Origin of the sequence: Duffyella sp. Ts4 (assembly GCF_051851875.1) — a bacterium.
In the GTDB taxonomy this organism is placed as follows: domain Bacteria; phylum Pseudomonadota; class Gammaproteobacteria; order Enterobacterales; family Enterobacteriaceae; genus Duffyella; species Duffyella gerundensis.
This window is the reverse complement of sequence record NZ_JBLYPN010000003.1, coordinates 405,496-419,115: the sequence shown is the minus strand read 5'-3', so window position 1 is coordinate 419,115 and position 13,620 is coordinate 405,496. Positions and strand designations below refer to the sequence as shown.

11 protein-coding genes are annotated in these 13,620 nt (G+C 58.4%); 6 read left to right on the top strand and 5 right to left on the bottom strand.

The genetic code is table 11. The annotated features are described in order from the left end of the window. The first annotated feature begins 35 nt into the window (after positions 1-35). Entirely contained in the window at positions 36-242 is a 207-nt protein-coding gene (locus ACJY2L_RS07380) for a YdgH/BhsA/McbA-like domain containing protein (RefSeq protein ID WP_067435895.1), read from the top strand. Between the two features lie 105 nt (positions 243-347). On the opposite strand, the gene fhuE is transcribed toward ACJY2L_RS07380, so the two are convergent. From fhuE to ubiU, 3 genes are all read right to left on the bottom strand, one after another. Continuing rightward, positions 348-2,558 (bottom strand): ferric-rhodotorulic acid/ferric-coprogen receptor FhuE, encoded by a 2,211-nt coding sequence (gene fhuE, locus ACJY2L_RS07375; protein ID WP_439213434.1) that lies wholly within the window; start codon positions 2,556-2,558, stop codon positions 348-350. Between the two features lie 269 nt (positions 2,559-2,827). Continuing rightward, positions 2,828-3,706, bottom strand: a complete 879-nt coding sequence (locus ACJY2L_RS07370; RefSeq protein ID WP_439213433.1) for a U32 family peptidase — start codon at positions 3,704-3,706, stop codon at positions 2,828-2,830. A 9-nt stretch (positions 3,707-3,715) separates the two neighbouring features. Next, entirely contained in the window at positions 3,716-4,711 is a 996-nt protein-coding gene (ubiU, locus tag ACJY2L_RS07365; protein WP_439213432.1) for a ubiquinone anaerobic biosynthesis protein UbiU, read from the bottom strand. Positions 4,712-4,910: 199 nt separating this feature from the next. Between ubiU and ubiT the strand changes: the two genes are divergently transcribed. Together ubiT and ACJY2L_RS07355 are read left to right on the top strand one after the other, a co-directional pair. After that, the gene (ubiT, locus tag ACJY2L_RS07360; protein WP_439213431.1) at positions 4,911-5,441 is read left to right on the top strand and encodes a ubiquinone anaerobic biosynthesis accessory factor UbiT; all 531 of its coding nucleotides are present in this window, start codon (positions 4,911-4,913) and stop codon (positions 5,439-5,441) included. 74 nt (positions 5,442-5,515) lie between these two features. Further along, a complete protein-coding gene (locus ACJY2L_RS07355) occupies positions 5,516-6,565 on the top strand; it encodes a tyrosine-type recombinase/integrase (RefSeq protein ID WP_439213430.1) in 1,050 nt (349 codons plus the stop codon). Between the two features lie 18 nt (positions 6,566-6,583). On the opposite strand, the gene ACJY2L_RS07350 is transcribed toward ACJY2L_RS07355, so the two are convergent. Both ACJY2L_RS07350 and ACJY2L_RS07345 read right to left on the bottom strand, forming a co-directional pair. Beyond that, entirely contained in the window at positions 6,584-8,011 is a 1,428-nt protein-coding gene (locus ACJY2L_RS07350) for an alpha,alpha-trehalose-phosphate synthase (UDP-forming) (protein WP_439213429.1), read from the bottom strand. Between the two features lie 182 nt (positions 8,012-8,193). Next, the gene (locus tag ACJY2L_RS07345; RefSeq protein ID WP_439213510.1) at positions 8,194-9,408 is read right to left on the bottom strand and encodes an MFS transporter; all 1,215 of its coding nucleotides are present in this window, start codon (positions 9,406-9,408) and stop codon (positions 8,194-8,196) included. A gap of 355 nt (positions 9,409-9,763) precedes the next feature. On the opposite strand from ACJY2L_RS07345, the gene ACJY2L_RS07340 reads away from it, so the two are divergent. Genes ACJY2L_RS07340 through ACJY2L_RS07330 form a run of 3 tightly spaced genes read left to right on the top strand, consistent with a single transcriptional unit; the run spans position 9,764 to position 13,603 of the window. Then, the gene (locus ACJY2L_RS07340) at positions 9,764-10,849 is read left to right on the top strand and encodes an ABC transporter ATP-binding protein (RefSeq protein ID WP_439213428.1); all 1,086 of its coding nucleotides are present in this window, start codon (positions 9,764-9,766) and stop codon (positions 10,847-10,849) included. Between the two features lie 13 nt (positions 10,850-10,862). Next, positions 10,863-11,861, top strand: coding sequence for an ABC transporter substrate-binding protein (locus ACJY2L_RS07335; RefSeq protein ID WP_439213427.1), 999 nt, complete (start codon positions 10,863-10,865; stop codon positions 11,859-11,861). A gap of 17 nt (positions 11,862-11,878) precedes the next feature. After that, a complete protein-coding gene (locus tag ACJY2L_RS07330) occupies positions 11,879-13,603 on the top strand; it encodes an ABC transporter permease (protein ID WP_439213508.1) in 1,725 nt (574 codons plus the stop codon). The last annotated feature ends 17 nt before the right edge of the window (positions 13,604-13,620 follow it).

Here is a 13,620-nt window from a genome sequence, read left to right as displayed (position 1 = left end):
CACGTCTTCAACCATACCGATGAAGGATTATAACCATGAAAATCATTAACGCTGCTGCAGCCGTTGCCCTGTCTGTTCTTTCATTCGCCAGCTTTGCCCAGAGCGTAACCGCTACCGGCGATACCCTGGACAACACCGAAGCGAAAATCGCCATGCAGGCGCAGGAACAGGGTGCGCAATACAAAATCACCGAAGCTTATACCAATAACGGCGTGCACATGACCGCTGAGCTGTATAAGTAAGAGATGGTTGCATAAGGACATGCCAGACAAGGTCGCCCGCGGCGGCCTTTTTTGTGACCGATAAAAAAAGGGCTCCCTCAGGGAGCCCTTTTTGTTGGCGCATTATCAGAACTTATAGCTGGCGGTCACGGAGACGTTACGCGGCTCGCCCCAGACAATTGAGTCGCTGACGTTGGTGTCATACTCTTTGTCGAACAGGTTATTGATGTTCGCCTGTAATGTCAGCTGTTTGGTCAGCTGATAGCGGCTGAACAGGTTGACCAGCGCATAGCTGCCCTGCTCGGCGTGCCAGGTGCCGTTGCCTTCCGGCGCATCGACATCCTGCCAGACGTGCGTCTGCCAGTTAACGCCGCCGCCAACGGTCAGCTCCTGCAACATCGGCAGGCGATAGCTGGTAAACAGCTTCAGCTGGGTGCGCGGCAGATCCGGGTTCACCGCCGTGCCGTCACGTTCTGCCGCAATGTAGCGCGTGCCGCCGAAGGTCATCTGCCAGTTGTCGGTGATCGCGCCGTTGATCTCAAACTCAATCCCGCGACTCACCGTACCATCCACCCCTTCATACGCGGTTTCAGTGCTGTTCGGAATGATGCGGCCGGTGCTTTGCGCCACGTTGTCCAGCTCGCTGCGGAACAGGGTCAGTGAGGTGGTCAGACGGCTGTTAAACCAGTCCGATTTCACGCCCGCTTCGTAGTTTTTGCCGATTACCGGCGACAGATAACCGCCATTGATGTCGCGATAGGTCTGCGGCTGGAAGACGGAGGTGTAGCTGGCGTAGGTTGACCAGTTTTCATCGATGTCATAAATCAGCCCGGCGTACGGCGTGATGTTATTTTTCTCAATGTTGGCGGTCAGCGTGTCGTTGGTCCAGCGCGTGTAACGCGCGCCGACGATCAGGTGCAGCGGATCGGCCAGTGAAATACGGGTTGCCATATAAGCCGATTTTTCCCGCGTGATATCTTCCTGCGACAGCGAGCGCTCGCCCCAGTCGGTTTCACGGAAGTTACCGTTATAGCTGTTGAAATCGCCCAGCATTTCGCTGGAGATGTTTTCAAAGGTGCCGTAATAGGTGTTGTGCTGTTTGGTGTAATTCACTCCGACCATCAGCTCATGCTGGCGACCAAACAGTTCATACGGCCCGTTAGCAAAGGCGTCGACCGCATCCATCTTGCGTTCACCGGTGTTATAGCCGGTACCGCCCACGACTGGATAGCCAGCGTAAGGTGAAACCCCCGCGCCGGTATTCTTATCAAAGTAGCCCTGAATGTAGAGCTGACGGCTGTCGAGCGTGGTGACATTGTGCGTGCCGTTCAGAGTGGTCTGCCAGCCGTTATCAAAGTTTTGCTTCAGGTTCACAAAAACTTTTTTGCTGGTTTTGTCGTTGTAGGTCCAGTCCGGTGCGGTGTTAAAGCCACGACGATAGTCGGTCTTGCTGCCGTCAACGTACCAGCGCGGCACGCCGCCCCAGGTCACGCTGTCGGCGTTGGTTTCCTGGTATTCATAACCCAGCGACAAGGTGGTGGCATCAGTAAGATCGGCATCGATCACACCATAGATAAACTTCTTCTCAGCGCCGTAACGCTCAACGTAGCTGTTGCGATCCTGATAACCGGCCACCACGCGGCCGCGCACGTTACCCGATTCGCTCAGCGGCGCGGAGAGATCGGCAACGTAGCGCTGTTTATTCCAGCTGCCATAGGTCGCCGAAACGTCGCCGGTAAACTCGCGGCTGTCAGCATGCTTACGCACCATGTTGACCGCGGCAGACGGATTACCCGCGCCGGTCATCAGGCCGGTCGCCCCGCGAACCACTTCAATGCGTTCATACATCGCGGTATCGGACTGCGCATCGCCGAGGTTCCAGCGCGGCTCAAACACCGTTTTGATGCCATCAACCATGTAGTTATCGATCAGAAAGCCGCGAGAATAATAAGTACGACGATCGAGATCGGCCACGCTCTCCTGAATGGCGGTGGTGTTATTCAGCACCTCGCCCAACGATTGCAGCTGCTGATCTTCCATACGTTGTTTGCTGACAATGCTCACCGACTGTGGGATGTCGCGGGCGACCAGCGCCATCTTGGTACCGGAACGCGTCACCGGCACGCTGTAATCGCTGGCGGCGCTGCTCTCGGCCGCATCACTGGCAGAGGCATCAACGGTCAGCGTCTGCTGTTCCTGTGCCACGGCTTCAGCAGCGTACACCTGCGGTGCAGCAAGCGCGGCACCCACCATCAGGGCGACCACAGACAATGAGGTACGCATGCCGGTAACGGCGTCAGAACGAACTTCCCGGTTACAACGTGAAACAGAAGACATCATTTTACCTCAGAAGAGTTTTTTTATTATTTCCACCGTATGCGCCGCTGCTGCTGACACCCATAAAAGGCGCTGCAAGTCGGAACACAAATGAGAATGAGAACTATAATTTTTTTTATTTGATGTGTAAAAGGATATTAAGGAACTTTTCCGGATTTCTGCAAACGTGTCTGTTCACGCGGTGGGATTCGATGCCATCAGGGGGCTGAGGAGATGAAAACACGGCCCGCTATAGGAGGCGGGCCAGTAGAAAGAAGAAGTTAGCGAGGTCAGGATGCCAGCGTCATACCCGCAACTTTGCGCCAGTAGCCGTTGCAGTCGTTGCCCAGTGCTACCATCAGCGGCGCCTGGCCCTGTTCATTAGCGCGAAAGCGATCGATCATCTGCAATGTGCTGGCATCCTGCGGCGACAGACGAACAATATCGATCAGATTTTGCATGCTCAGCAGATCGTTACCGAGGTTGTAACAGTAGCCGCTCAGGGTTTGAATGCCATTCAGCACAAACACCTGCTGTCCCTCCTGCGATTTTACGGGGCGTCCGGTGGGATAGTTTATGCAGCAGGTTTCGCAGGCGTCTTTTGCCCGATTCTCCGAGCGGGCGGTAAAGCAGCGCGCCGAGAGCGCCAGCGGCAGATGGCCGTAAGCCAGCAGCTCGATCTCAAACCGCTGCCGCAGGCCACGTTCCTCACACTGCTGCATCAGCAGCCGCAGCCAGTCGCGCGACATCTCCACCGGCAGGCACCAGCGCGTCATGCCCTCTTTCACCAACAGCTGCAACGTATCGACGTTGTAGACATTCAGCGTCGGTCCGGCAACAAACGGCAGCCTGCGTTCAGCGGCCATGTTAACGGTGCCGAAATCATTGGCCTCAATCAGAAACTCGCCGTTCTCGACGTAACGCTGTAGCTCTTTCAGCTCCGACGGCGACTGCAGCAGCGCCAGCGTGCTGAGCACCACCTGCTTGCCGCTGGTTGCCAGTTCGCGTGCCAGCGTCATCCAGCCCGGATAAGTGGTGGCGCGCCGTTTGCTGCACACCGCCTCGCCGAGGCAAACGATATCAGCGCTGCTGTTTGCCGCCTGCTGATAAAAGCTTTCCAGCTCGCTGGCTGGCCAGTACCAGAGCACCGGACCAAGAGAATATTGCATTCTGCCTCCTTATTGCCATTCACGATGGTAAGCGCCCAGCGTGGTCTGCGTGCCTTCGGCCAGCTCGCCCAGCGACTGCATCCACTGCGGAGCAACCGCAAACTGTTCCGGCTGTGCCATGCACCGATCGATCGCCTGGCGCCAGACGCGCGCCACCTGCGCCACATAGGCCGGGCTGCGCTGGCGCCCTTCAATTTTTACCGATGCCACGCCCGCGCGCAGCAATTCAGGCAGCAGCGCCAGGGTGTTCAGACTGGTCGGCTCTTCCAGCACGTGATAACAGCTGTCGTCGACCTGATAACGCCCTTTACATAAGGTGGGATAACCGGCGCTTTCGTCGGGCGCATAGCGGTCGATCAGCACCTCATTCAGCCGCGATTCCATGCCTTTTGGTGTCTGCTGCCAGCGTACAAACTTCGCCGGCGAGCAGGCACCCGCGCTGTTGGGCGACTCGCCGGTGAGCCATGACGAGAGATAACAGCGCCCTTCTGCCATGATGCACAGGTTGCCAAAGGCGAACACCTCCAGCGGTACCGGCGTACTGCGCGCCAGCTGTTTAACCTGATGAATCGACAGCACACGCGGCAGCACCACGCGATGCAGATTAAAATGGCGATGATAAAAGCGGATCGCCTCGAGGTTGGTGGCTGACGCCTGCACCGACAGATGCCGTTCCACCTGCGGATAGCGCGTGGCGGCATACTCCAGCGTGGCGATATCCGCCAGAATCAGCGCATCGGCACCGTTTTGCGCAGCAACGTCGATCGCCCGCTGCCAGCGCGTCATGCCGTCCGGATGGGCAAAGGTGTTGATCGCCACATGCAGTTTGCGGCGATGTTGATGCAGATAACGCGCCGCCTCAGCCAGCTTTTTATCGGTAAAGTTAAGCCCTGCAAAGTGACGCGCATTAGTGTCATCCTTCAGCCCAACATAAACCGCATCGGCCCCGTTTTCGATCGCGGTGCGTAACGCAGGCAAATTGCCCGCCGGGCACAACAGCTCCATAGTTGATCCTCTCAGCTTGCAGATGGGCGTCGAGTCTAGGCAGCCTGCGCGATGAAAATGTTGATGTAAGGCAGAGAAACCGCAGTTGTTGAGCGTGAAAGAATTTTTTCTGCCACCCACACGCTTTTATTGATCCCGGCACGGGCGGCTAAAAATCCCTGTGGCAGAATCAGTGAAATTTTTTTTCAGGAGTTGAACCGTGCTGAAACGATTACAGAATCTGTGTGTGCAAAACGGCCCCGCGCTGGTCGGGCTGCCCGTGGCGTTGACGCCTTTTCCGCTGAGAAAGCGGATGTTAGAGCAGCTACTGAACGCGCAGTTTCGCCAGGCGCTGGCGGAGGGCGAGCTCGATTTTCTGCAGGATCACTTCCTCGGTATTGATATTCTCGACATGGGCCTGCGCTGGGTTACCACGCTGCAACAGGGTCAACTCAGCGTGATGCTTCGCGACGACGCTGACGTCTGGTTTCGCGGCAACGCTAACGACCTGCTGCTGGTGGCGGCGCGCAAGGCCGATCCTGACATGCTGTTTTTCCAGCGCCGACTGGCTATCGAAGGCGATACCGAACTGGGACTGGAAGTGAAGAACCTGATGGACGCCATGGAGTTTGATGCTATGCCGCGCCCGTTGCTCAACGCCATGCAACAGCTGGCGTCGTGGGTAGAAGCGGCCCGCACAATGCCCTCGACCGATGGCAGTTCAGGCAGAAAATCGATGCCGCTTATATAACGTCATGACAGCAGCGACGCGACGCATTATGCTGAACGCCAGAGGTTATATTTTTCAGCATATTCAGGCCACCCATGACCGATTTGTTACCCGCACCGCTGCCGTTACACGCCCTCTCTGCCGACGCCGATATCAGCGCGCGTCTGGCGGAATTTGTGCGCGACAAAGACGCCTTTTCACCGAATACCTGGCGCCAGCTGCTAAGCGTGATGCGCATCTGCTTTAGCTGGTCGCAGCAGAATGGACGTTCGTTTCTGCCTATGTCACCTGATGATCTGCGTGACTATCTCACCCATCTGCAGGAGATTGGCCGCGCCTCCTCCACCATTTCTACCCACGCGTCGCTGATTTCCATGCTGCACCGCAACGCAGGGCTGGTACCGCCCAATACCTCGCCTGCGGTATTTCGCACCATGAAAAAGATCAATCGTGTGGCGGTGATCGCCGGTGAGCGTACCGGCCAGGCGGTGCCGTTCCGGCTCAACGATTTGATGGCGCTGGATCGCTGCTGGGTTAACTCGACGCGCTTACAGGATTTGCGCAATCTCGCCTTTTTGCATATTGCCTACGGCACGCTGCTGCGCGTTAGCGAACTGGCGCGGCTGCGGGTGCGCGACGTCACGCGAGCCGAAGATGGGCGGATTATCCTTGATGTTGCCTGGACCAAAACCATCGTGCAAACCGGCGGCTTGATCAAGGCGCTGAGCGCCCTTTCGACCCGACGGCTGGAGGCGTGGATCGCCGCGGCTGGCCTGGCTCGCGAGCCCGATGCGTTTCTGTTTTGCCGGGTGCATCGCTGCAATAAAGCCCTGCTCACCGAAGAGGCGCCGTTAAGCACGCCCGCCATTGAAGCGATATTCAGTCACGCCTGGCAAACCATCGGCCCGGCGGAACCGGCCAGAGCCAATAAATCGCGCTATCGCGGCTGGAGCGGCCACAGCGCGCGCGTTGGCGCGGCGCAGGATATGGCCAAACAGGGCTATGCCGTGGCGCAGATCATGCAGGAAGGCACGTGGAAAAAGCCGGAAACGCTGATGCGCTATATCCGTAATATCGATGCGCATCAGGGCGCGATGGTGGATTTGATGGAACGCCTCAGGCCAGATACAGAGAGCAACAACTGATTCCGGCCTGAGTCGTGGTTAATAGCGCACACGTCCAGGCGCGGCGACATAGAGCCGCTGAAGCCCGCTGGCAGGCTGCGCATCATGCCCATCGGCATCGATTAACCGGCCGATCATGCTCTCTGCCCACCAGTGACAATCAAAGCGATGCAACCCCTTCATCAGCCGGGCATGCCGCTTCTGCCGTTCACGCAGGGGCAATTGCAGCGCGGTATGAATGGCATCCGCAATGGCGTCCGGATCATAAGGATTAACCAGAATCGCGCCGTCCATCTGTTCCGCCGCGCCGGCGAAGCGTGAAAGTACCAGCACGCCGGGATCGGCAGGATCCTGCAGCGCCACGTACATTTTAGCCATCAGGCTCATTCCCGATACCAGTGGCGTCACGACGCCCACTCGCGACGCGCGATAAATTCCCGCCTGCTCTTCCCGACTGTACTGATGATTCAGGCAACTCACCGGATACCACTCCAGCGTGCCGTGGACGCCATTCATTTCGCCGCACAGGCTTTCCAGCTGGTGAGTGAGCGTGGAGGCGCGATGCGGATGACCGGCGGCGGGCGCCGCCAGCTGCAACAGCGTGACGTTGCCCGCATAGTGCGGATGGGCGCGCAGCAGCACTTCCATGGCGCTGATGCGATACGGCAATCCGGCGCTCTCATCAAGATGGCCGCCGCTCAGCACGGTGTTAACCGGCAAACGTTCCTGACACTGCTGCGCCATAAATTCACAGCTGTTGCTCTCGCTCAGGCAGATCGCTTCGTCGAGATCGATACCCAGCGGAAACACGCCGGTGGAGATGATGCGGCCATGAATCATAAAGCGGTTCGCCGTCAGCCGCTCGGTGCGAAATTCGCTGTCGATCCACGACAGAAAGTTGTTCATGTCCTGTTGCGTCTGAAAGCCAATCACGTCGCAGCAGAGCAGCGACTCCGCCAGCCATTGCCATTCCGGAATCGCTTCGAAATGCAGACCTACGGGAAAAGGCTGATGAAAGAAGAAACCAATGCGGTTGAGCAAGCCGGCATCGCGCACCGCTTTAATGCAGGGAATCAGGTGATAATCCTGCACCCAGATCACATCGTCCGGCATGGCGTATTCGGTTATTGCCGTGGCCCAGGCGTGATTGAGCTGCTGATACTGCCTGCGGCTGTCGTGGGTGAATCGGGCCAGATCGGGCCGCTGATGAAACACCGGCCACAGTCCCTGATGCACGTAGCCATGATAACCCTCTTCATACTCGGCGCGGGTCAGCGGAAAAGTCAGCGTATCGAACTTATCGCCCTGCTGAAATGTCAGCGGACGCCGTTGATCCGGTGTAGCAATGTGAAACTCTCCGTCCCAGCTCACCCACAATCCGCCGCGGCGCGACAAAATGGCAGTGTAAATAGCGGCGAGCGTAGAGTGCTGATGCAGATTATGTGAAACCAGAATCAAGCCTGACATAGCGTTGTCCGTAAGGGTGAGATGATGGCACCGTTCGCCGACGCGAACCGTGCAGATTGTCAGCAATCAGTTAATCATCAAACCCTGTAAAAAAGACGTAAAAATCAGTGCCTCTGGCGTAAAATTTTAGCAAATAACATAGCGATAACAGCGAATTAGCCTTTAATCTCGCCGTGAGGTGATCAGTGATGCGGGTTATCGAGCCGCCGGATTGCGGGCGTCAGCGTCGCCGCCATCGTGGCAATCAGCACCGCCGCAGTAGAGGCCAGTAATACTTTCCCCGTCCCGAAATGCATCGCCAGCGGACCGGCGGCAATCTCACCGAGTGGAATAGCGACGAAGGAACCCAGCGCGTCCCATGCGTAGACGCGCGCCAGCTTATCCGGCGGAATATGCGTTTGCAGCGAATGCGCCCACACCACGCCAAACTGGCCAAAGCCCATGCCCGCCATAAAAAACGCGGCCATCAGCCAGCCCGGCGACGCGCCCTGACTGAGCAGCAGCACCGGCAGCGCCGAGAGCGCGACCAGCATAACGCCGATAAACAGCTCCCGCTGCGGACGCCAGCGTAGCGCTATAAAGGAGCCGGCGATCAGGCCAACGCTTTGCGCCGCCACGCTCATTCCCCAGCCGGTACGGCCAAACGACGCGTCAGCGACAATCGGGCCAATCACCATCACCACGCCGCTGAAAGCAGCATTAACTATGGTGAACTGCGCGACGATTACCCATACCCAGCTGCGGCTGCTGAACGCCTGCCAGCCGTCGCGAAGATCGTGCAAAATGCTGCTCTGCGCGCTGACCACCTGTCCCGCGCCGGTCTTGATCATTAAGTAAAGCGGCGCAGAAATCGCAAAGCCCAGTGCATCGATCGCCAGTCCCCAGCCCGGCCCGACGGTGCTGGTCAGCACGCCGCCCATCGAGGCACCGATGACCGTTCCCGCGTAGATGCTCAGCTGAATCACCGCGTTGGCGGCACGCAGGCGCGGCGCGGGCACGGTTTGCGGCACCATCGCCGACGACGCCGGTAGCGCAATGCCCGCCGCGGCACCGTTAAATGCGCCGATAACCGCCAGCGAGACAATGGTTGCGCTGCCATCAAGAATCAGCCAGGCGATCAGCGCCTGCGATAAAGCCGCCAGCATTGAGGACGAGAACAGTACTCTGCCGCGCGGATAGCGATCGGCCAGCACGCCGCCAACCATCAAAAAGATGACGTTGAACAGCGAGCGCGCCGCCACGACGATGCCGAGCTGTGCAGGTGTGCCGCCGATATCCAGCACCGCAAACGCCAGCGCAATCGGCGCGATGCCATTGCCCAGCACGGTAAACAAGCGGGCAAAAAACAGATAACGGAAGGCGGCGTAGTGAAAAATCCGTTTGGGCTGGGCGTCCATGACGTGCTGATTCAATGTTTTCTCCGGGCGAATGAAAAGCGGCATAGTCAGGCAGGATGCTGCCGCCGTGGTGACCTCAGCGCATTACTATGCCTTTTCTGACCAGGAAGTGAACCCTCCTTGCGGTTTTACTCCGGCAGGTTGGCCATTTTGTGCATTTTACCGATCCCGCTTTGTCCTGTTTAGCCTGTCGAGTTTAACGCTGTAGTTAAACACTTAAGACGAACGCTTAATTGTATGCTGTAACTAAGAAGGGCTGTTCCGGCTGATACGCTTCACCTCCCCTGTCACCTTTCTGTCATTTTCAGGCCGTATTTTCTTAACGGTCGCTCAGTCCCTGTTACCGGAGTTTGCTTTGCCCGCATCCGCTATCCATATTCATCAGCTTACCAAATCCTATAACGGCACCAGGGTGCTCAACGCCATTTCGCTGGAGATTGCGCAGGGCGAAATCGTCGCGGTATTGGGCCCTTCCGGCTGTGGAAAAACCACCCTGCTGCGCGTGCTGGCCGGATTTGAACGGCTGGAGACCGGCACTGTAATGCTTGGCGATCGGCTCTGCTCCTCACCGCAGTTTCATCTGCCGCCAGAGAAACGTGACCTTGGCATCGTGTTCCAGAGCTACGCTCTCTGGTCGCACATGACGGTGGCGGGCAACGTCGAATACAGCCTCAAGGTCAGCGGCGTCAGCGCCGTTGAACGCCAGCAACGCGTGGATGAGGCGCTGGCGATGGTCGGACTTTCCGCCTTTGCCCGGCGTTCCCCTGCCGATCTTTCCGGTGGCCAGCGCCAGCGCGTCGCCCTCGCCCGCTGTCTGGTTGCCCGGCCGCAGGTGGTGTTACTTGATGAACCGCTGGCCAATCTTGATGTACACCTGCGCGCCGCGATGGAAGAGGAATTTATCCGTTTTCATCAGCACACCGGCGCCACGCTGGTTTATATCACCCACGATCAGCAGGAGGCGATGGCGATTGCCGACCGCATCGTGGTGATGGATCAGGGTGAAATAATGCAGTTTGCGACACCACAGCAGCTTTATCGCGAACCGGCCAATGAGATGGCCGCCACCTTTATTGACGATGGCCGGCTGATGCCGATCAGCGATATTGAGCCGCTGGGCGACGGTTATGCCAGCGTACAGCTGGCCGGACAGCGCTACAGGTTACGCTGTCACGCACAACAATCCGCGCAGCCCGCGGGCATCGCCTGCCTGCATGCGGACGATCTGCGCCCTGCAAAACAGGATGACATCGCTTTTGGCACCACGATTAAACGCATCATCTATCGCGGTAGCTACAGCCAGATCGACGTGGAGCCGAACCGCGTGCCGGGCGCGAGGCTGGCGCTGCATTTACCGAACGCGGGCGGGCTGCGGCCCGGCGACACATTGCCGCTCACGTTGAACAACGGCTGGATTATTCCCTCTTTTACCTCTGCGTAAGGATTCCCTGACCATGTATCAAGCTCGTCACACCGTTTTCGCTCTGCTGAGCGCGACCGCATTCGGCTTCATTATTCCTGCTCAGGCCGCTGATGCTCCTGCGGGTAAGCTGGTGATTTATACCTCGCAAGCGCCCGAAATTGCCCAGCAGACCATTGATGCCTTTAAACAGGCTCAGCCCAATATTGACGTTTCCTGGACGCGCAACGGCACTACGCAGCTGATGAACGTTCTGCGCACCGAGCAGATGAGCGGTGGCATAAAGGCCGATGTGCTGCTGGTGGCGGATGCCATTAATCTCGGCGCCCTGAAGAAAGAAGGCGCGCTGCTGACCTATGACGCTGCGCCGGTCAGCCACATCAATCCGGCATTTTACGACAAGGATAAGGCTTTTTTTGGTACCAAAATCATCGCCACCGCCATCGGCTATAACACCACCACGGCAAAACCTGTCGACAGCTGGCTGGCGTTGACCCTGCCGGAAAATAAAGGCCAGGTGGCGGTGCCGAGTCCGCTCTATTCCGGCGCGGCGCTCTATCACCTGCACACGCTGATCAACACGCCTTCGCTGGGTTGGCCGTTCTATCAGAAGCTGGCCGCCAACGATATTCACCCACAGGGCGGCAACGGCCCGGCGCTCAAGGCGGTGGCGGGCGGTACGGCAAAATATGGCATCATCACCGACGCCGAGCTGATTCGCGCGAAGAAGCAGGGCTCGCCGGTGGACGTGATCTATCCGCGTGAAGGCGTGTCATTTGTCACCGAGCCGGTCGCTATCCTTAAAGGCAACCATAATTTGCCCGCGGCCAAAGCCTTTGTCGATTTCATGCTTTCCGAGCGCGGTCAGCAGCTGGTCAGGGAGAAAGGCGATCGCCCGGTTGACGAGCGTGTCACCGCCCCAGAAGGTTTTCCGCCGCTCGGGCAGATAAAGCTGCTGCCGCTGGACAGCGATAAAGCGGTAGTGGAAGACAAGGCAGTACGTGCTGAATTCACCGACCTGTTTGGAGGGTAAGCGTGAGCCTGCTCTCAATGCTGCTGCCGCGAAAGCCCGCTGACTGGCGCGCTAAATTGCCCGGCAGCGAGCAGCTGATCCTCTGGTTTCTGGTGCTGGTCATTGCGCTGATTTCGATCGCCCCGCTGCTACGGCTGTTATGGGCGGCGTTAGCTCCGCAAGGCTCGCTGGATTTAACCCGTTTGCTGCGGCTGATTGCCAGCAGACGCGTCAGTGAAGCGGCGTTTAACACGCTGTGGATCGCCCTGGCGGCGACGCTCATCGCCATGCTGCTTGGCCTGGTGGCCGCCTGGCTGGTGGCGCTGACCGACATGCCTGGAAAACAGAGCTGGGTGTTCGCGTTTATCCTGCCGCTAATGATTCCTCCGCAGGTCACCGCGCTGGCGTGGATTCAGGCGATCTCGCCGAGCAGTCCGCTCTTTGATCTGTTGCGGGTAAGCGGGCTTGCGCCAGCCGCGGGTGAGCAACCGCTCTACTCAGCGGGCGGCATTGTGCTGCTGCTCGGCCTGCATGGCGCGCCGCTGGTTTTTCTGTCGGTGCGCGCCGGGCTGCGACGGGTGCCCGCAGAGCTGGTGGAAGCGGCTCGCATAACCGGCGCGTCGCCAGCTTACCTGCTGTTTTCGGTGATCCTGCCGCTGGCCCGTCCGGCGATCTTTGCCGGTGCTGCGCTGGCGTTTGTCGCCTCAGTCGGTAACTTTGGTATTCAGGCGATGTTAGGCATTCCCGGCCATGTACCCACGTTGATTACGCTGGTGTATCAACGGCTCAACAGCCTGGGGCCCGAAGCGCTACCCGATATGGCGGTGTTGTCACTGCTAATCGCCGTAATGACGTTGACTGGCCTGATGGTCAGTCAGAAGCTGGGCGGCAGTCGCGATGTGCGCGTGGTTGGCACGCCGCGTCATCATCAGCAGCCGCTGGGTCGCGGACGCATAGCGGTAAGCATCGCTGCCTGGCTGTGGATGGCGATCACGTTGCTGCTGCCGCTTTCTGCCTTGCTGGGCACGTCACTTACCCGTGGATTCGGTCAGCCGCTAAGCTGGGCGACCTTAACGCTGGATAACTACGCCACCGCACTGTGGGGCTTTCCCGCTATCCGCAACGCCTTTTTTACCAGCCTGTGGCTGACGCTGTTAACAGCCATCCTGCTGACCCTGGCCGCGCTTTTTATGGCTTTTTGGATCAGCTGGCAGCGCACGCGGCTGGTGCGCCTGCTGCAGCTCTCCAGTGAAATTGCCTGGTCCTTACCTGGCATCGTCACCGGCATTGCCGCCATCCTTTTTTTCCTCAAGCCGCTGCCGGTGCTGAATATCAGCCTTTACGGCACGGTGTGGATCATTCTTGCCGCCTATCTCTCTAACTTCCTTGCGCTGGTATTACGGCCTACGCTGGCCGGTTTTGCGCAGATCGATCGGGCGCTGGATGAAGCCGCGCAGCTGGCAGGGGCCCATTTTTTACGGCGCATGTGGGATATTTTGCTACCGCTGGCGGCGCCTTCGGCGATGGCAGGGGCAATTTTGGTGTTTCTCACCGCACTGAATGAAATTCAGGTGTCGGTGCTGCTGGTGACCGCCGATACCGAAACGCTGGGGCCGCTGATAATTGCGCTGGATGAAGGTGGGTCAGCAACGCTTGCTGCTGCTACTGGCTGCCTGATGATTGCGCTTGTGCTGCTGTTTATGGGCCTGGCCACCCTGCTGTCATCGCGGCTGCCCGCAGGGGTGCTGCCGTGGCGCCCATGACCAAATAACGCAACGGC

Coding starts and splice junctions, on each gene's coding strand:
- ACJY2L_RS07380 (WP_067435895.1), top strand. CDS start 36: ATGAAAATCATTAACGCTGCTGCAGCCGTTGCCCTGTCTGTTCTTTCA.
- fhuE (WP_439213434.1), bottom strand. CDS start 2,558: ATGTCTTCTGTTTCACGTTGTAACCGGGAAGTTCGTTCTGACGCCGTT.
- ACJY2L_RS07370 (WP_439213433.1), bottom strand. CDS start 3,706: ATGCAATATTCTCTTGGTCCGGTGCTCTGGTACTGGCCAGCCAGCGAG.
- ubiU (WP_439213432.1), bottom strand. CDS start 4,711: ATGGAGCTGTTGTGCCCGGCGGGCAATTTGCCTGCGTTACGCACCGCG.
- ACJY2L_RS07355 (WP_439213430.1), top strand. CDS start 5,516: ATGACCGATTTGTTACCCGCACCGCTGCCGTTACACGCCCTCTCTGCC.
- ACJY2L_RS07350 (WP_439213429.1), bottom strand. CDS start 8,011: ATGTCAGGCTTGATTCTGGTTTCACATAATCTGCATCAGCACTCTACG.
- ACJY2L_RS07345 (WP_439213510.1), bottom strand. CDS start 9,408: ATGGACGCCCAGCCCAAACGGATTTTTCACTACGCCGCCTTCCGTTAT.
- ACJY2L_RS07335 (WP_439213427.1), top strand. CDS start 10,863: ATGTATCAAGCTCGTCACACCGTTTTCGCTCTGCTGAGCGCGACCGCA.
- ACJY2L_RS07330 (WP_439213508.1), top strand. CDS start 11,879: ATGCTGCTGCCGCGAAAGCCCGCTGACTGGCGCGCTAAATTGCCCGGC.